Source organism: Methanosphaera sp. WGK6, assembly GCF_001729965.1.
GTDB lineage: Archaea > Methanobacteriota > Methanobacteria > Methanobacteriales > Methanobacteriaceae > Methanosphaera.
Map to the genome: position 1 here is coordinate 1 of NZ_JRWK01000008.1, position 18,030 is coordinate 18,030.

Below are 18,030 nucleotides of genomic sequence, written 5' to 3' on the forward strand. Positions count from 1 at the left end.
AAGTGTTTATATTAATTCCATTCTAAAATAAATAAAATTTTACATGAACGAATTTATTTTTGGATGACATTTCAACTTAAAAAAAAAAGTAATTTAGACATGATAAATAATTACTGAAATTTTTACATCAAATTATCTCAAAAAATAGACTATTTTAACATAGTACATTATCAAAAAATAGAAAAATAAAAATAAAAAAATTAATCTATTATTAACTTAAAAGAACGTGATTTTATTAATAAGAATTATATGAATGTAAATTATATTAAAATACAATAATAACTAATTATATTTTAAAATAATCATTTAAAACTATCTAATTTAAAAATAAATAAAAACATAAAAACATAAAACAACATTTGAAAAACAGATATTATTCCACCTATTTTTCATGAAATATGATATTTGAAAATGAAAAACATTGAATAAAAATAATCTAAAAATAAAAAACTGAAATTTGAAAATCAAAATAAACATTGAAAAATTTTGAAATAATAATTTTAAAAGTCAACATTTGAAAAACAAAAATCATCAATTATAATAAGAAATAAGAATAGATTATAATAATAGGAAATGGTATTATGACAGAAGACACCGTGCGAAAAACTATTAAATTAAATGCTAAATTATGGGATGAATTTCAAAAGAAAATTGAAGAAGAATATGGTACAACATATAAACATACATCTGAAGAAATTGAAAAAGCAATTGAAAATTATAATAATAAAGACATTACTGAAATTGAAAAAACAAAGACAATTATTAAAGAATTAGAAGATGAAAATAAGAAACTAAAAAATCAAAATTCAGAATTAACTTCAGAAAGAAAAAAACTTGAAAAACAGCATACTAAAAATACTAATAAAATAACTGAAAATGGAAAGCTAATTGAAAAACAAGAAAAAACAATAGTTTCTTTAGAAAATAAAAATAAAGAATTAAATCAAAGTATTCAAGAAAAAATAAATGAAATTGAAAATTTAAAAAAAATAAATCAAACACAAGAAAAACAATTGAAAACACTAACTGAAAATAACACTACTCTCGAAGAAAAATACATACAACAAGTAGAAGAAACTAACAAACAAGTTCAAGAAAATACAAAAATAAAAAATAAGCGAGAACATGCACAAGAAAGACTTAATAAAACACAAGATGAACTAAATGATACATTAAAACGATTAGAAAAATACAGTTATGCCATAGGACAAGTCCAACATATGAATTTAATAGATAGAATCTTTAATAGATTACCAGAACAAATTAAAGAACTACAACCTGCACAAAATGAAAAAAAAGAAGAATAAATTAAAGAACTAATCTTTTATATACATTATAGGATAATTCAATTCTTCATCATATGATATACATGTACATGTACAAATTTCATTAACTTTAGTAGTTATCTCAACATAAAGCATATTCCCTTCAAGAGAAGTATAATTCATAGTACCAGATGCTTTTTTAATCAAATCTTTATTAAGAGAAACATGTACATCCACAATTGCAGGTTGTAATAATATACTTTCTTCTATTGCTTTTTCAAGACTATCACATGTATCAATATTAACAGGTGTTCCAATAAATTGATGATATAGTGCACCCATACTAATCCCACCTTCAAAAATTGCTCGTTCTCTATCAGATAAATTTTTAAAATAATTATCTTCATTCATATATAATCACTCATTTTAAAGTATAAACATAGTTTTTTTAAATCAACTTGATAAATTTACCCATGATGGTGCATCATAAGTAGGTATTGTTAGTATAATATTATCCATGTTTTTCAAAATATTTTCCACAGAATCACGGGGAACCTCTACCATAATAATATATTCAACATCCAAATCACCTAAATTAGCTAATCGTTCATAATCCGATAATCTCCACCCATAATTATTTAATAATAAACCAAGTTGAGAGTCATTTAAGGATCCTACAGATTTAGAAGATAATATTTGTTCAATATCCAAATTACTAGATTGTGATATATTAGTTAAGTTAGATTGAGCAAATTCAATATTTGAATCAATACTACCTGAATCTTTAGAGCGTAGTATCGAAACTATAATTGATCCACCAACTAATTTACTTGTTTGATTATTAGTAGATTGAAATAGATTTGTTGAATTAACAGAAGAATTATTAGATACATTTTCATTTTCAGACAGTTCAGAACTTTCCATATTATTCATATTATTCATATAAATATCCACAACATCACCTTCTCTTACTAAACCACTAGCTGCACGTTTTCTATTGATACTTATTGGAATTATCACTGAATCCACCTTATTAATCTTCATATCTGCAAGCTCATGAGTTGTTGATGAATTAATATATACTGTTGCATTACCCACAGACATAATATTACTTGTTCCATTAAAAGTTAATTCAACCCTATTATACTTATCCTTAACTTGATCTAATTGATCAAGTAATTGATTCTTTAAAACTGGATATGCCATATCTTCAACATCAATTTGTTCTAATTCTTCCATAGAACTTGCAGAATCTATTCTAGATAATAATGCTTGTTTTACAGAATTATCTGATAAATTATCTTCAAATATTGAATTTACTTCATTTATTTTGATACTTTTCTGAGTATTTAATTCAGCCATATTTGGACTAAATATTAGAAAATAATAACATATAGAAAACAGAATTGTTAAGATTAAAAAAACAACCACAATTCCAGTGAAAAGTTCCTTATTTTGATTAGTTAAATTTTCAAGATTTCGTTTACGAAGTGATTTTTTATTAAAATTATTTTCAACAAATAATAAATCATCTAACTGATTATATAATAATTTTAATTTTGATTTTATTTGTTCTACTGATTTTTTCATAACATATATTAAATAATGAATATTAAAATAAGAAATTAAAAAAAAAGAAATTAGAATAATAAAATATATTCCATATTATCGTTTAAATAGAGATTGTAATTTAGATGTATCATTTGATTTATTCCTAATTCTAGTTAAATCCAGAATATTAGTTAATCCAGTTAATTCATAAAGTAACGTTCCAAAAATATAAATTATCGTTAATACTACCAATAAATATGAAGGAATTAAATATAATACCTCATTAACCCCCGGAATTAAGCATAATATACATAATAATCCACAAATTATTATAAGTTTCATATCTTTAATTTTTGGATAAGGTATTTCTGAAATCATTAAGATTGAAACTATTATTATTAATACAGATATAATTAAACTATTCATTACGGAAGATAATAACAATCCAGATAATAAAAATGATGTTACAGGTATTGGTATTCCAACAAATGTTTTAGTAGGACCTACTTGCTCAACAAGCATTGTATTATATCGTGTAAGTCTTAATACTCCACATAATAATACAATTATACATGGCACAACTATCCAATAACTACTAGACAAGGTATATAATATAACAGCTGGAGCTACTCCAAAAGAAATTACATCTGCTAATGAATCTATATTTTCACCAAATATTGTATTTATAGGATTATGATTAAATTTTCTTGCTAATGTTCCATCAATACTATCAAATATTACTGCTAATATTAATAATTGAGCACATAATATTGAGTTACCCATAAAAATAGCAAATATGGCTAACAATCCACATACTGCATTAGCCATGGAAGCTACATCTGCTATAGTAATCATTTTTAAGATATTACTTTCCATCTAAATCCTCTCTCATAATATTATTTATTATGTTATTATTTTTGTTGTAAATAATAAATATTAATTTTTATAATAAAATTTCTTTTACAATTCTAAAACTTATAATATTTAAAATATTTTATTAATAAAATTACTTATAATATCCATTTAATTTAAAAATTGTAAAACATAGTATATATATTTTTAGAAACAAAATAATTTAAAAATAAATTAGATAACTACATGAACTTATTTAAACAAATACCATTTATAACTAAAAAAATAATTCAAGGAACAGGAAATATGGATATAAATGAGGATAGTTTAGTATTAGGAATTGATGAAGCAGGACGAGGATCTGTAATTGGACCTCTTGTTATTGGTGGTGTATTAATGCCTAAGAAAAAAACCAGATTTCTAGATAGAATCGGTGTTAAAGATTCGAAGAAGTTAAGTAGTAAAAAAAGAACAGTTTTATCTAGAAAAATAAAGAAAATAGCTAAATTTACAACATTCATAATTAATGCACAAGAAATAGATTATATGCGTAATAATGGAACTAATCTAAATCAAATAGAAACCAATGGAATGCAAAATATAATTAACCAAATGAATCCAGACATATGTTGTATTGATTGTATTGATGTTAATGAAACTCGTTTTCATGACAATATACAAAAAATAAATCAAGATATGAAAGTAATTACTAAACATAAAGCAGATGATATTTATAATATTGTTTCAGCTGCATCAATTATAGCTAAAGTAGAACGTGATAAACAATTAGCTATTATTAGAAGTGAATATGGTCCTGTTGGGTCAGGATACCCTAGTGATAAGAACACCATAGATTATCTTAAAACAATAAAAAACAATGAATTTCCACCAATTGTACGTCAAACATGGAGTACTATTGAAAATATGAAAAATAGATAAATACAAGCATGACTTCACTTAATAGTCAAAAAAGTTAAATTTAATAAATTTATATAATAAAAAAATTAGACTATATAATATATATTAACAAAATTTAAATCTGAATCTTAGTTTATATTTTCAGATAGAGGAGTTAATAACATGGACGTTATACAACCAATTATTTCCACATTGCATGATATTTTATCTATGTTCCAGAGTGGTGGAATTATAGTATATATACTTACAATAATAGGACTTTATGGTTTATTTCTTGCAATTGAAAAAATACTTTATTTACGTCAAGCATCCCAAGTTGACTTATCTGAAATAATGATTATTGTTAATGAATCGATGGCCCATGGAGGTTCTCTAGAAGCATTACGTGCTATTGGTAATTATAAAACTCCAAATTCACGTATTATTTCTGAAGCTCTTAAAATTGGATATAGAAGTAAATCAGAAGTAGAAGATAATATGGAACAAGTATTCATTGTTGAAATGAGTAAAATGATGAATGGTCTTTCAACAATACAAACTATAATTGAAGTTGCACCATTAATTGGATTAATAGGTACTGTTATAGGAATGTGGTATACTTTCAAAGAATTAGGTGTTAATAGTGATATGACACTTATGGCAAATGGTATTTACATTGCTATTATAACAACTATCTTTGGATTAGCAGTTGCAATTATACTATTACCATTATATACTTATATTAAAAGTAAAATAGAGACTCAACTAGATAATATCGAAATTGCTAAAAAAATGAGTAATTGGAGATATGCTGAAATGAAAGTTTGGATTGAATCTGATAAAGAAGAAGTCATATCAGCATTACAAGAATCTCCAGGTATAATTAGAGTTAAAGAAATTGATGATGGTCAAGCAAATCTTAAAATAGACATAAAACCAAACATGCTAGAAAAAGGTATTAAAACAATTATACGTGAACGTTCTGATACATCAAGTAGAATCGTAGAAAGTAAATTAAAACAATAAGGAGATAATTTCATGACTATTGATACTAAAAGGTTTAAGGATAGAATTGAACAACAAACCCCTAATATAAACCTAGTACCTCTTCTTGATGTTATATTTACAGTTATGATTTTTTTACTCGTACTATTAAGCCAACAACCTTTGAATGATATAGATAATTATACACAAGACCAGATATCTGCAAAACCTACAAGTCAAAGTGGTAATTCAGATTATTATTTATTACCATTGAATGGATTAAAAAAAGTTACAGTGAATGGCGTTGACTATTCTGATAATATTAGAAATGGTGCTATCGCAGTACATACAAGAGTAATGGATGAGGGTCAGATTATAATGGACTCCTCTACTGGAACAATATCGATTCAGTCGCCAGAGGACTTAGAAGATATTGCAGTTAAAGCACCAGCTAGCACCAGTAGTAGCTCGAGTACGTGATGAATAATTAAAAAAAATAAAAAGAGGAGATAAAAAATGTATCTTGGAAGAATAATTTCAATAGGAAGTAACGATGAAGGAGTTTATGCATCATATAGAGTATCTAGTAGATCATTTCCTAATCGTCAATCAATCGTAAATGAAGAAAAAGTAGCTATCATACCTACTGAAGGATCAGAAGACGATATCTATAAAAACCCATACATAAGTTATAATTGTATTGATATAATTGATGATATCTGTGTTGTGACCAATGGTTCTCATACTGATATAATAGCAGGAAAAATAAGAGAAGGTATGAATATGCGTGATGCTGTTGCATTATCATTACTTGCAATGGACTATGAAAAAGATGATTACCACACACCCCGTATAGGTGGAGCCATAAACATGAAAGGTGAAGGATATATTGGTATTATTACTGATAGTGGTATGGAAGTTAAAAAAGTAAACCCTGGTGAAGCATACTATGTATCTGTATATGAACATAACACACCTAAAGAAGTAGAGTATAATGTAAAAAATGCTACTGAAGCTACTGAATACATTTATGATAAAGGTATTTTTAGTGAATTCACCCATCCTGTAACCTCATGTGCCGCATTTGGTAAAGACAAATGGGAAATTGATGTTAAAAATCCTTAAATTCTTTTCCTCACTATTTTTTTATACTATTTTATTTGAATTATTTTGAAAATAATTGTTATATTTTTATTTAAAAAAAAATATAATTATAATAAAAAGTAATTATATTAAAATTATTTCTTATTTTATGGAAGTTTATGAAAATGAATTTAGAAATTATAGGAATTAAAGAATTTCCACTTATTAAAAAAAATGATAATTTAGCTGAAATTATATATGATACCCTCTGTAAAAACAATATTCGACTAAAAAAAGATGATGTGTTAGTACTTGCAGAAACAGTAGTTTCTAAAGCTGAATGTAATTATGTTAAGATAGAAGATGTTAAACCTTCCAAAGAAGCATATGATATATCTGATAAAAGTAATAAAGACCCAAAACAATGCCAAATTATTCTGGATCATACAAAGAAAATGATTAGATGCCAACCAGGTTTAATTATTACTGAAACAGAACATGGATTTATCTGTGCTAACTCAGGAATTGACAATAGTAATTGTGAAGAAGGTTATGTTACACCACTCCCAGTAAATCCGGATAAAAGTGCTAGAATAATAAAACAATACCTTGATAATAAATTTAATACTGAAATAGGAGTTATTATTTCAGATACACAAGGAAGAGCATGGCGTGTTGGTGCAATTGGTGTTGCTATAGGTATTAGTGGTTTACATCCAATTACTGATTTTAGAGGAAGCACTGATCTTTATGGGCAAGAACTAATGAGTACAATTGAAGGTACTGCTGATGAACTTGCAAGTGCAGCATCTCTTATTATGGGCCAGTCAAATAGTGGTATGTGTCTTGTTTTAATAAGAGGTTATGATTCCTCATTAATTAGATGTAAATCTGATGAATCAACAATTCAAGAAATTATCCGTGACGAAGAAAATGATGCTTTTAGATAGGTGATAATATGATTACTATTCTTTCAGGAGGTACAGGTACTCCCAAATTATTACAAGGTATTAAAGAAGTGGTTAATACTAGTGAACTAAATATTATTGTTAATACACTAGAAAATGATTATTTTTCGGGAGTGTATGTTTCTGCAGATATAGATACTGTTCTTTATACTATGAGTAATTTAATTAATGATAAATTATGGTATGGTCGTAGTGATGATACATTTTATACACATGATACTTTAGAAAAACTTGGTTTTCATGAAACCCTACGTATTGGTGATAAAGACCGTGCTTTAAAAATACAGAAAACAGAATTAATGAAAAAATATACACTACAAAAGGCAGTAGAAATACAAAAAAATGAACTAGGTATAAATGCAAATATACTTCCAATGAGTAACAACGAATCACAAGTTTCAATTAAAACACGTGAAGGTTTAATGAATTTTCATGATTTTCTAATAACCAACCAATCAAGCCCCGAAGTAGAAGACATCATATACTCTGAAGTTGAACCAGCAGAAGGTGTTATTGAGTCTATTGAAGAAAGTGACCATGTGATAATTGGACCCTCAAATCCTATAACATCAATAAATCCTATTATAAGTATGCCTGGCGTTAAAAAAGCATTAAAAAAAACATATGTTACTAGTGTATCTCCTTTTATAGGAGATGATGCTGTCAGTGGTCCTGCAAGTAAATTCATGAAAGCAAAAGGATATGATAGTAATTGTGTTGGTGTTTGCTTAGTGTATAAAGATTTTCTTAATCATTACATAATAAATAATACTGACAATAAATATAAAAATAACATAGAGAAAATGGTACCTGAAGTATCTGTAGAGAATATTATATTAAAAACTATGGAAGATAAAATAAATTTAGCTAAAAAGATACTTCAAATAGAATAAATTATTATACTAATAGGAAATTATTTTGAAAAAATTAATTAAAGTGATTGAATGATACAAATTACATTAATACAAATAGATAATTATGGACCTTGGACTGTTACACCAAATCCACGAACAGAACCCGATTTACAAGCTCTACAATCTAGATTATATGGAGATTTAGAAAGAGAATTTGGTGCACATGGAGGAATAGTTTTCTTCAACAGATTTGACAATTTAATAGCTGTAAGTAATGGTATGAATTATGAAGACCATGCTTTAATTCAAAGATCAATTAGAAACAGATACCCTATTACAATTAGTATGGGCATAGGTACTGCAGAAACTGCTATTGAAGCTCAAAAAATTGCTACAGAAATGATACAAAAAGGTGGAGGAGCACAATCATCAGAAAGATGTGAAGTATTAAATATTGATTCATTAGCTAATGATAATGATAGTGTACAAATTGCACATATTGATATTGATGATATTACAACAACATTAACTGATATTGAAACAGCTTATGATACATCAAAAATAGTATATAAAGTACTTTATGAACTAATGGAAGAATTATCAAATATTGGTGGAATGTGTTTCTTTATTGGTGGAGATAATTATATGTCACCATCTAATGGAATTTCAGAAGATCAAATAAGAGATGCTCTTAAACGTGTTGACAAAAAAACAGGTGTTACTCTAAAAGCAGGTATAGGTATTGCTAAAAAAGCTGCCCGTGCTGCTGACTTAGCAGACATTGGATTAGAAGATATTAGAGCAGATGTTACTGATGATTCCGTGCTTGTATTCAATGACTTAAATTAAAATTGAATTCCTTTAAACCCCTTTTTTAAAAATTTATTAATTTTGAACTTTTTTTTAAATAATATAACTATTAGAAGTAATAATAAATGAAATAATATGGTGTATTAAAATGAATGTATTATCTGCAATGGCTGGAATTACAGATGGTGAATTTTGTAAGAAATTTACAAAACAAAATATTAATATTATAACATTAGGTGGTTACAATACAGATATGGAAAGCTTTAAAGCAGGACTTGAAAATTCTGTTGAAAATAGACGAGAATTTTTAACATGTCCCCATCATTTATCTGTTGAAATATCCGAACAAATCGAACTAATAAAAGAATATAATCCATCATGGAATGGATTAATAAATGTTAATTTACGAGGAACTAGACCAGAATCATTTAAAATTCTTAAAGATAATAAAGATATAGATATTTTAGAAATTAATGCGCATTGCAGACAAAAAGCTACTGTTAATGCGGGTGCAGGACAAGCATTATTGCAAAATCCCGACATGTTAGCAGAAATCCTAGAAGAAGTTTCTAAACATTCCTATTATGATATTTGTGTTAAAATTCGTGCTAATGTATGTAATGTAGATACTTTGAAAATTATTGAACTAATAGAATCATATAATGTTAAATATTTACATGTAGATGCTACAAATCCCGGAATTATGGAAGCAGATTATGATATTCTTAATAAAATTACTAACATGACAAATATGCATATAATTGGAAATAATAGTGTAACCTGCCATGAGGATTATTTGAAAATGAAAGATACTGGTGTAGATAGTGTTTCTGTTGCACGTGCTGCTATGGATGGAGATGTAACTCATATATTTAATGAAAAGTAATATATATTTCATGATTTTATAAAAAGAATAATTACTATAAAAATCATATAATATAATATTAAAATATTTTATAAAAAAAATTATATCCAGATAATAATTAACATAATAATTTTATAATCAAATAAGGAGTGATTAGAATGGGATGGGATGATGCGCCAGCTCATGTATGTAGAGGAGGAGATGTAAGAGGTTTAGCTTTTTGCTGCCCACCTGTAAAACCATGTCCAGTACATACTAAAATAGCAGAAGTAGGTTTAAGTCCACAAGAATTTGTGAACATTAAAGAAGAATTTGGTAAAAGAACAGAACTTGGAAAAGGAACAGGAACCTGTTTCGGATCCTTAATTTGGTGTTGTAAAGGCTCAAAACCATGTCCTCTAAGAGATTCTGTACTTCAATCCATAGGTATGTCTATGGACACATATATGACATTAAAAAAAGAATTGGCAGAAGAAATTGTGAAACATTCTAATGTTAATAGCATAACCTATTCCGAAGAAGATGTTGCTACTCTTGCATCAACATTCGAAATTAGTGTTGAAGAAGCTAAATCAGCATTAAATGAATCAGGAAATGATTTAAAAACTGCAATTAAAAATCTTAGACTTAAAAGTTTATAACCTATTATAAACTTTTTTTACTATTTTTAAATAAAACTAGGGGAAATTTATGGGATTAACATCACTATTTTTAGATATGATTGATAAAAATGTATTAATTATAGGTACAGGTTCTGTTGGAATTAGAAGAACTAGACGCTTTTTAGATGCAGGAGCTAATGTTTCTATTATCACTAAAAATCTTGATGATAAAATAAGAAAAGAATTTCAAGATAAAGGTGCTAAATTCTATGAAGAAAAATATCTTGATGAATTAATTGATACCTGTGATTTAGTAGTTGTTGCTACTGATGATTTAAAACTTAATCAAGACATTTCCATTAAAGCTCAAGATAAACTAGTTAATTGTGCTAGTGATATTTCATTAAGTAATGTTATTGTTCCATCCACATTTAATATAGGTCCTGTGACTGTTTCTTTATATACTGGTTCTAAAAGTCCTCTTATGGCCAAAGAATTACGTAAAAAGATTCAAAAGATAATTACTGAAGAAGACATTATGAATATTGAATTACAAGAATATCTTAGAATATTACTTAAAGAACATATTCCTAGTCAAAAAGAAAGAAAACAATATATGATTAGTATAAATTCAAATAGTGAAATACAAGAATTACTTAAAAATGGTGAATTAGAAAAAGCTAAGACTTATGTTAAAAATATAATTTTAAATTAAATAAGATAAATACAATGTTATAATAAAAAGGGAGTCATTCAATGCTAGCAAATATTCGTATAGATTTTAAGATAGCTGATATAGAGACTATGGAAAATTCTTATACTAAATTAGATAGTATAATTAAAGAATTACATGAAAAAATTGAAATTAAAGAAGAAATAACTTTAAAAACATGTAATAGATACGAAGTTTACTTAATTGTAGATGAAGATATCAATATTCCAACAACCACATTTATTGTAGAAAAGGATGATGTTGCTATTAATCATTTATTAAGATTAGCATCAGGTTTAGAATCCATGATTATGGGTGAAGATCAAATTCTCGGACAAATAAAAACTGCACGTAAAAATGCTATAAAAAATAACACTATTGGACCTAAACTTGAAAAAGTATTTACAAAGGCAATACATGTTGGCCAATCCATACGTAAAAATACTCATATTAATGAAGGTGGTGTTTCAATTGGAAGTGGTGCTGTAGAATTAATTGAAGAAAAATATGGTTCACTTGAAGGAAAAAATGTTCTCATAGTTGGCGCAGGTGAAATGGGAACTGTTGTTTCAAAGGCATTACTTGAAAAAGGAACTAATGCTATTGTAGTGGCTAATAGAACCTATGATAAAGCTATAGAACTTGCTAAAGAACTAGATGGAATTGCTATTAAATTTAATGAAATGGATAAATCTCTTGATAAAATAGATGTTCTTATAAGTGCTACTGGAGCCCCTCATATTTTAATAAACAAGGAAAGATTATCCTTTTTACCAGAACATCATTTGTCAAATATGATTATGCTGGACTTGGCAAATCCTCGTGATATTGATGATAATGTGCGTGAGTTAAATATTAAATTATTTAATATAGATGATTTAAGATACATTACTGATAAAAATAAAGAACGTCGTGTTCAAGAAGCTATTAAAGCAGAAGCTATTATTGAAGAAGAAACCATTCTTCTTAAAGCAGCACTTAAAGAAATGGAAATAACACCAATTTTATCTTCACTTAATATTGAAGCTGAAAAAATAAGAACTCAAGAAATTGAGAAAACATTACACATGCTTGATTTAAATGAAAAAGAAACTAAAATTATTAATCAATTAACTAGAAGTATAACTGATAAATTATTATTTAACATAATTAAAAATTTAAAAGCAGCTGTTAATAATGATGATGATGAAGCAATTGATAATGCTAAAAAAATCCTTCTTAAATACCCTGAATAGATTAATATATTTTTCATTCCTTAAATTTTTTTAAAATATTTATTTAAAATTTACAATTGACTATCATTTATCTAAAACTCTTTTTATAAGAATACATTATATCATTAAAACTATTTAATTAAACAAAAGATAAATATATTATTAATTTAATAATAATTATTATAATAAAATCAATGATATAGAAGGTAACTTAAATGTTCGAAAAAATATTATTACCTACAGATGGTTCTAAAAATTCTGAAAAAGCTATTGAATATGCATTATCCATTATTGATAAAAAAGAATCTGAAATTATCATACTTAATGTTGTAGATAGTGTGTACTTAACAGGACTTCCAGAAGAAGATTTAATTACAAAATCAGAACTTATCTTAGAAGAAGAAAGTAAAAAAGTAACTAAACATGTTGAAGATATAATTAAAAATCTTGAAAAAGAAAAAGGTATCGATGCAAGTAAACTGACTCTCACACCTATGACCCTCGAAGGTAATGCTGCTGACGTTATTCTAAAAGTTTCTGAAAACGAAAATATAGATTTAATTGTTATTGCAAGTAGTGGAAAACATATGCTTGACAGATTCTTATTAGGTAGTGTGACTGAAAAAACAGTGCGCCATACTAAAGTACCTATACTTGTTATTCCTAACAAATAAATTTATTATACTCTATTATGAGTATCTTTTTTTCTATTTTTTATTTTATGAGTGTCCTCTAAAATTCAAAATCAACTTTTAATAATAGTGAATATTACTTCAATAGTAAAATAAAGAAAATTTTACAATGCATTTATTTTTGGTGAACACACTTATGATGAATTTTATAATAAACTTTCTCCTAAATATATATTTATTATAAGTTTTAAGTTAATAAGTATAACTTATAACTAATAAGTTTATAATTAAAAATAAAAACTATAAAAACTAAATAAATAAATATTGCTACTTAATTAAGAAAAAATAAAAAAATAATACTTAATAATTAGCTTAAAAAGCCAATAATTCTAAATTAACAACAATAAAAATCATTTTAGAAGGAGGAACAAATTTGGTATATGAAGGCTATCTGAAAGATTTTCTGGACATATCAAACATTACTGTAGGTGACATAGTAAAAATAACAAAAGCTAATGTAGAACACACAGGAATGCTTCTTGAAAAACCAGATTATACAAACAAAGACACCATTATAATAAAATTAAATAGTGGATATAATATTGGTGTAAACATAAAAGATGCTAAAATAGAAAAAATCAGTGAAGGATCAAAACCACAAATAGAACTTGATCCTGTTGACAAACAAATATCAAAAGATAAACAAAATCTATCTATACTTTCTACTGGTGGAACAGTCGCAAGTGTTATTGACTATAAAACAGGGGCAGTACACCCTGCATTCACAGCAGATGACCTACTGCGTGCAACACCAGAATTAGTAGACCATGCCAACATTACTGCAAAAGCAATATTCAATATTCTAAGTGAAAACATGAAACCAGAATATTGGAAAAAAACAGCAGAAGAAGTATATAATGAAATTAATAATGGTGCAGATGGAGTAGTTATTGCTCATGGAACAGATACCATGCATTATACTGCATCAGCATTAAGTTTCATGATAGATACCCCCGTACCTATTGTTTTAACAGGTGCACAAAGAAGTTCTGACAGACCATCCTCAGATGCATTTACAAATCTTATGGCTTCAGTTACTGCTGCAAAATCAGATGTTGCTGAAGTAACAATCTGTATGCATGGTACAGAAGATGATTCATACTGTGATTTACACAGAGGAACAAGAGCACGTAAAATGCATACATCCCGTAGAGATACATTCACAAGTATAAATATGAATCCTATCGCTAAAATAGAAGATAATACTGTAACAATTAATGATATAGAAGTCCCATATACAAAAAGAAATGAAGAAACACTTGCATTAAATAATGATATTTCTGAAAAAGTTGCATTAATTAAAATGTATCCCGGTATTGCACCAGAACTTATAGATATCTATGTAGATAAAGGATATGAGGGTCTTGTAATTGAAGGAACAGGACTAGGACATTGTTCTGATGAAGTAATTGAAAGTATTTCCCGTGCAACTAGTGAAAAAATTCCAGTTGTAATGACTTCACAATGTATATTTGGACGTACAAACATGAATGTATATAGTAGTGGTCGTAGATTATTACAAAATAATGTAATTTCTGTAAGTGATATGTTACCTGAAACAGCATATACTAAATTATCTTGGGTAACTGGACAAACAGAAAACTTAAATGAAATACAAAAATTAATGCAAACAAATCTTAAAGGAGAAATGGATACAACATTATCCCAAAATTACTTTATAAAAAACTAAGAGGAGTGCTATAAATTGTCCGAAGATAAATTTGATTATAAAGAATTAGGATTAATGATGGGATTAGAAATTCACCAACAATTAGACAGTAAAACAAAATTATTCTGCAGATGTCCAAATCATCTAACTGACAAAGAACCTGAAAGAAAAATATATAGAAGACTAAGACCCACACAAAGTGAACTTGGAGAAATTGATAGAGCAGCATATGAAGAATCACAAAGAAATCTTCAATTCGTATATGAAGCATACAATCACCATACATGCCTAGTTGAAGCAGATGAAGAACCACCATCTAAACTAAATCAAGAAGCAGTAGATATTTCAATAATTCTTGCATCATTAATGCATATGAACGTAGTTGATGAATTCCATACAATGAGAAAACAAGTAATTGATGGAAGTAATACTAGTGGATTCCAAAGAACAGGAATTCTTGCAACTGATGGTTATGTTGAAACAGAATTTGGTAATGTAACTATTGAAACATTAGGTTTAGAAGAAGATGCGGCAAGACGTATTGGTGAAGAAGAAGGTAAAATAGTATTCCGTTTAGATAGATTAGGAATTCCTCTAGCTGAAATAACAACATCACCTGATATGAACCATCCATTACAAGTTAAAGATGTAGCCTACCAATTAGGTCAAATTCTAAGAAGTACCAAAGTAAAAAGAGGATTAGGTACTATTAGACAAGATTTAAATATATCTATCCGTGAAGGTGCAAGAATAGAAGTTAAAGGAGTACAAGATCTTGAATTAATGCCAACAATGGTAGAAAATGAAGTTCAAAGACAACTAAAACTCATTGAAATTAGTAAAAAACTCCAAGAACGTGGTGCTAAAGTAGAAGAAAAAATTTATGATGTAACAGACTTATTCAAAAATACCGAATCTAAAATTGTTAAAACCATACTTGAGAAAGAAGATAGTCATGTTTTAGCAATTAAATTAAAACAATTCAAAGGATTAATTGGTGTAGAAATTCAACCAGGAAAAAGATTAGGTACTGAATTCTCAGAACATGGAAAAAAAATGGGGGTTACTGGATTATTCCATACTGATGAATTACCAAATTACGGTATAACCCAAGAAGAAGTAGAATCAGTGAATAAAAAATTAGAATTAGAAGAAGATGATGCATTTATACTTGTTGCTGAAGAAAGCCAAAAAGCATACAATGCACTTCATGAAGTTATTAAACGAGCAAAACAAGCACTCGAAGGAGTACCTGAAGAAACAAGACGTGCACAAGATAATGGAAATACCGAGTATTTAAGACCATTACCTACTGCTAGTAGAATGTATGTTGAAACTGATATTCCAACAGAAATAATTGATCCTGCCCGTGTTGAAAAAATTGCATCTAATCTTCCAGAATTACCTAATGTTAAAAAAGAACGTATACAAAGAGAATACGAACTTAGTGAAGATTTAGCAGAACAATTAGTACAACGTAATAATGCTGACTTATTTGAAGAAATCCAAAAAGAACTTCCAAATATGGATTCAGTGAAAATTGCATCAGATATTACATACACAATTAAAGATTTGAAAAGAGATAATTATGATATCACTTGTTTAACAAAAAATATCCTTATAGAAATATTCAAACTTGTTGATGATGATATTATATCTTCAGCAGAAACAGAAGTTATTTTAAAAGATGCATGTAATGGCATTTCACCACAAGATTCTGTTAAAAAGAACAATCTTGAAAAATTATCTGATGATATTGTAGAATCAGCTATTAAAGAGATAATAGAAGAAAATAAAAAGATGATTGAAGAAAGAAAAATGGGAGCAATGGGTCCTTTAATGGGTAAAGCTATGGCTAAATTTAAAGGAAAAGCAGATGGTCAAACTGTAAGTAATATTGTTAAAACTGAAATATTGAAAATTATAAATAAGTAAATATTTTATTTTTCTTACTCTTCTTTTTTTATACCTATCTTTTTTTGTGTTAATTATTTAATAATAAATAACATATACCTTTATTAAAGAAATAAATAATATTTAAAATAAAACCACTGATTAAAAAAAATAAGTGATAATTATGTATGATTTAGTAATTATTGGAGCTGGACCTGCAGGTCTTACAGCAGGAATTTATGCAGGAAGAGCGGGATTAAATACAATTATTTTAGATGCTGGTCAAAGTGGTGGAACAGTTAATACTGCACCATTAATCGAAAATTATCCTGGAATTGATAAAATATCGGGTACTGGATTAATGAAATCCATGACAGAGCAGACGAGACAATATGTTGAAATTAAAGAATTTACTAAAGTTGAAAGTATTGACTCCTCCAGTGCAAATTCCTTTGAAGTAAAAACTAATAATGGAAACATTAATACTAGATATATTATACTTGCTACAGGTACTCAATATAAAACTTTAGCTGTTGAAGGTGTTGACGAATTTAGTGGTAGAGGTGTATCTTATTGTGCTGTATGTGATGGTACATTCTTTATTGACCAAGAAGTTATAGTAGTTGGTGGTGGAAATTCTGCTGCAACAGAAGCATTATATTTAAATCGTATTGGTGTAAAATGTAGTATAGTTCATAGACGTGATAAATTACGATGTGATGCAAAGTTAGTATCTGATATTAAAGATGCAGGTATTAAAATATATTGGAATTCTGAATTAAAATCTGTGAAAGGTAATGGTAGAGTTGAAGAAGCTATTATTTATAATAACAAAACCAATAACGAAACTTGCATAAAAGTTAATGGTGTCTTTATTGCTATTGGCTATAATCCAAATAATAGTCTTGCTAAGAAAATTAATATAAAATGTGATGATTCAGGATATATTTATACTGATAAAAATATGAAAACAAGCATCAATGGCATTTATGCAGCAGGCAATGTGACAGGTGGTGTAAAACAAATAATTGTTTCTGCAGGTCAAGGAGCACAAGCAGCTACTGAAATACAAAATTTACTACTTTAAATTGATTCTCACTTAATAAAAAAGAGTATCTT

Annotated in this window: 19 protein-coding genes; 16 read left to right on the plus strand and 3 right to left on the minus strand. The window is 27.2% G+C overall.

The window, feature by feature from the left end; genetic code table 11:
- Nucleotides 1-581: 581 nt before the first annotated feature.
- Entirely contained in the window at nt 582-1,307 is a 726-nt protein-coding gene (locus tag NL43_RS05135) for a hypothetical protein (protein ID WP_069592972.1), read from the plus strand.
- 9 nt (nt 1,308-1,316) lie between these two features.
- Here NL43_RS05135 and NL43_RS05140 read toward each other — a convergent pair whose 3' ends face one another.
- The 3 genes from NL43_RS05140 to pssA form a co-directional block, all read right to left on the minus strand.
- Nucleotides 1,317-1,676, minus strand: coding sequence for a dihydroneopterin aldolase family protein (locus NL43_RS05140; RefSeq protein WP_069592973.1), 360 nt, complete (start codon nt 1,674-1,676; stop codon nt 1,317-1,319).
- Between the two features lie 42 nt (nt 1,677-1,718).
- Nucleotides 1,719-2,855 carry a DUF515 domain-containing protein gene (locus NL43_RS05145; protein WP_069592974.1) on the minus strand — a complete coding sequence of 379 codons (1,137 nt, stop codon included), beginning with the start codon at nt 2,853-2,855 and terminating at the stop codon, nt 1,719-1,721.
- 75 nt (nt 2,856-2,930) lie between these two features.
- Nucleotides 2,931-3,692 carry a CDP-diacylglycerol--serine O-phosphatidyltransferase gene (pssA, locus tag NL43_RS05150; RefSeq protein WP_069592975.1) on the minus strand — a complete coding sequence of 254 codons (762 nt, stop codon included), beginning with the start codon at nt 3,690-3,692 and terminating at the stop codon, nt 2,931-2,933.
- Nucleotides 3,693-3,974: 282 nt separating this feature from the next.
- Between pssA and rnhB the strand changes: the two genes are divergently transcribed.
- The 15 genes from rnhB (at nt 3,975) to NL43_RS05225 (ending at nt 17,998) form a co-directional block, all read left to right on the plus strand.
- On the plus strand, nt 3,975-4,607 hold the full coding sequence (gene rnhB, locus NL43_RS05155) for a ribonuclease HII (RefSeq protein ID WP_069593046.1): 633 nt from the start codon (nt 3,975-3,977) through the stop codon (nt 4,605-4,607).
- 141 nt (nt 4,608-4,748) lie between these two features.
- Nucleotides 4,749-5,591 (plus strand): MotA/TolQ/ExbB proton channel family protein, encoded by an 843-nt coding sequence (locus NL43_RS05160; protein WP_069592976.1) that lies wholly within the window; start codon nt 4,749-4,751, stop codon nt 5,589-5,591.
- Between the two features lie 12 nt (nt 5,592-5,603).
- Nucleotides 5,604-6,029 carry a biopolymer transporter ExbD gene (locus NL43_RS05165; protein ID WP_069592977.1) on the plus strand — a complete coding sequence of 142 codons (426 nt, stop codon included), beginning with the start codon at nt 5,604-5,606 and terminating at the stop codon, nt 6,027-6,029.
- A 36-nt stretch (nt 6,030-6,065) separates the two neighbouring features.
- Nucleotides 6,066-6,674, plus strand: a complete 609-nt coding sequence (locus NL43_RS05170; protein ID WP_069592978.1) for an IMP cyclohydrolase — start codon at nt 6,066-6,068, stop codon at nt 6,672-6,674.
- A gap of 143 nt (nt 6,675-6,817) precedes the next feature.
- The gene (locus tag NL43_RS05175; protein ID WP_084790420.1) at nt 6,818-7,582 is read left to right on the plus strand and encodes a coenzyme F420-0:L-glutamate ligase; all 765 of its coding nucleotides are present in this window, start codon (nt 6,818-6,820) and stop codon (nt 7,580-7,582) included.
- A gap of 8 nt (nt 7,583-7,590) precedes the next feature.
- Nucleotides 7,591-8,493, plus strand: a complete 903-nt coding sequence (cofD, locus tag NL43_RS05180) for a 2-phospho-L-lactate transferase (RefSeq protein ID WP_069592980.1) — start codon at nt 7,591-7,593, stop codon at nt 8,491-8,493.
- 51 nt (nt 8,494-8,544) lie between these two features.
- Nucleotides 8,545-9,303: a GTP cyclohydrolase III gene (locus NL43_RS05185; RefSeq protein ID WP_069592981.1), complete on the plus strand. Its 759-nt coding sequence runs from the start codon at nt 8,545-8,547 to the stop codon at nt 9,301-9,303.
- Nucleotides 9,304-9,412: 109 nt separating this feature from the next.
- The gene (locus NL43_RS05190) at nt 9,413-10,150 is read left to right on the plus strand and encodes a tRNA-dihydrouridine synthase (protein WP_084790421.1); all 738 of its coding nucleotides are present in this window, start codon (nt 9,413-9,415) and stop codon (nt 10,148-10,150) included.
- A gap of 137 nt (nt 10,151-10,287) precedes the next feature.
- Complete coding sequence (locus NL43_RS05195; protein WP_069592982.1) at nt 10,288-10,770, plus strand: methanogenesis marker 9 domain-containing protein; 483 nt, start codon at nt 10,288-10,290, stop codon at nt 10,768-10,770.
- 49 nt (nt 10,771-10,819) lie between these two features.
- The gene (locus NL43_RS05200) at nt 10,820-11,446 is read left to right on the plus strand and encodes a bifunctional precorrin-2 dehydrogenase/sirohydrochlorin ferrochelatase (RefSeq protein ID WP_069592983.1); all 627 of its coding nucleotides are present in this window, start codon (nt 10,820-10,822) and stop codon (nt 11,444-11,446) included.
- Nucleotides 11,447-11,487: 41 nt separating this feature from the next.
- The gene (hemA, locus tag NL43_RS05205) at nt 11,488-12,678 is read left to right on the plus strand and encodes a glutamyl-tRNA reductase (RefSeq protein ID WP_069592984.1); all 1,191 of its coding nucleotides are present in this window, start codon (nt 11,488-11,490) and stop codon (nt 12,676-12,678) included.
- A 194-nt stretch (nt 12,679-12,872) separates the two neighbouring features.
- Entirely contained in the window at nt 12,873-13,331 is a 459-nt protein-coding gene (locus NL43_RS05210) for a universal stress protein (RefSeq protein WP_069592985.1), read from the plus strand.
- Nucleotides 13,332-13,722: 391 nt separating this feature from the next.
- Nucleotides 13,723-15,039 carry a Glu-tRNA(Gln) amidotransferase subunit GatD gene (gene gatD, locus NL43_RS05215; RefSeq protein WP_069592986.1) on the plus strand — a complete coding sequence of 439 codons (1,317 nt, stop codon included), beginning with the start codon at nt 13,723-13,725 and terminating at the stop codon, nt 15,037-15,039.
- A gap of 15 nt (nt 15,040-15,054) precedes the next feature.
- Complete coding sequence (gene gatE, locus NL43_RS05220) at nt 15,055-16,953, plus strand: Glu-tRNA(Gln) amidotransferase subunit GatE (protein ID WP_084790422.1); 1,899 nt, start codon at nt 15,055-15,057, stop codon at nt 16,951-16,953.
- A gap of 142 nt (nt 16,954-17,095) precedes the next feature.
- Nucleotides 17,096-17,998 carry an NAD(P)/FAD-dependent oxidoreductase gene (locus NL43_RS05225; RefSeq protein WP_069592987.1) on the plus strand — a complete coding sequence of 301 codons (903 nt, stop codon included), beginning with the start codon at nt 17,096-17,098 and terminating at the stop codon, nt 17,996-17,998.
- The last annotated feature ends 32 nt before the right edge of the window (nt 17,999-18,030 follow it).

Bases quoted from the DNA above. Each gene is read 5' to 3' on its own strand.
- NL43_RS05190 (WP_084790421.1), top strand. From the start codon at position 9,413: ATGAATGTATTATCTGCAATGGCTGGAATTACAGATGGTGAATTTTGT.
- NL43_RS05200 (WP_069592983.1), top strand. From the start codon at position 10,820: ATGGGATTAACATCACTATTTTTAGATATGATTGATAAAAATGTATTA.
- NL43_RS05175 (WP_084790420.1), top strand. From the start codon at position 6,818: ATGAATTTAGAAATTATAGGAATTAAAGAATTTCCACTTATTAAAAAA.
- NL43_RS05165 (WP_069592977.1), top strand. From the start codon at position 5,604: ATGACTATTGATACTAAAAGGTTTAAGGATAGAATTGAACAACAAACC.
- NL43_RS05170 (WP_069592978.1), top strand. From the start codon at position 6,066: ATGTATCTTGGAAGAATAATTTCAATAGGAAGTAACGATGAAGGAGTT.
- NL43_RS05135 (WP_069592972.1), top strand. From the start codon at position 582: ATGACAGAAGACACCGTGCGAAAAACTATTAAATTAAATGCTAAATTA.
- NL43_RS05210 (WP_069592985.1), top strand. From the start codon at position 12,873: ATGTTCGAAAAAATATTATTACCTACAGATGGTTCTAAAAATTCTGAA.
- hemA (WP_069592984.1), top strand. From the start codon at position 11,488: ATGCTAGCAAATATTCGTATAGATTTTAAGATAGCTGATATAGAGACT.
- NL43_RS05140 (WP_069592973.1), bottom strand. From the start codon at position 1,676: ATGAATGAAGATAATTATTTTAAAAATTTATCTGATAGAGAACGAGCA.
- NL43_RS05145 (WP_069592974.1), bottom strand. From the start codon at position 2,855: ATGAAAAAATCAGTAGAACAAATAAAATCAAAATTAAAATTATTATAT.
- cofD (WP_069592980.1), top strand. From the start codon at position 7,591: ATGATTACTATTCTTTCAGGAGGTACAGGTACTCCCAAATTATTACAA.
- pssA (WP_069592975.1), bottom strand. From the start codon at position 3,692: ATGGAAAGTAATATCTTAAAAATGATTACTATAGCAGATGTAGCTTCC.
- NL43_RS05195 (WP_069592982.1), top strand. From the start codon at position 10,288: ATGGGATGGGATGATGCGCCAGCTCATGTATGTAGAGGAGGAGATGTA.
- NL43_RS05185 (WP_069592981.1), top strand. From the start codon at position 8,545: ATGATACAAATTACATTAATACAAATAGATAATTATGGACCTTGGACT.
- NL43_RS05225 (WP_069592987.1), top strand. From the start codon at position 17,096: ATGTATGATTTAGTAATTATTGGAGCTGGACCTGCAGGTCTTACAGCA.
- rnhB (WP_069593046.1), top strand. From the start codon at position 3,975: ATGGATATAAATGAGGATAGTTTAGTATTAGGAATTGATGAAGCAGGA.
- NL43_RS05160 (WP_069592976.1), top strand. From the start codon at position 4,749: ATGGACGTTATACAACCAATTATTTCCACATTGCATGATATTTTATCT.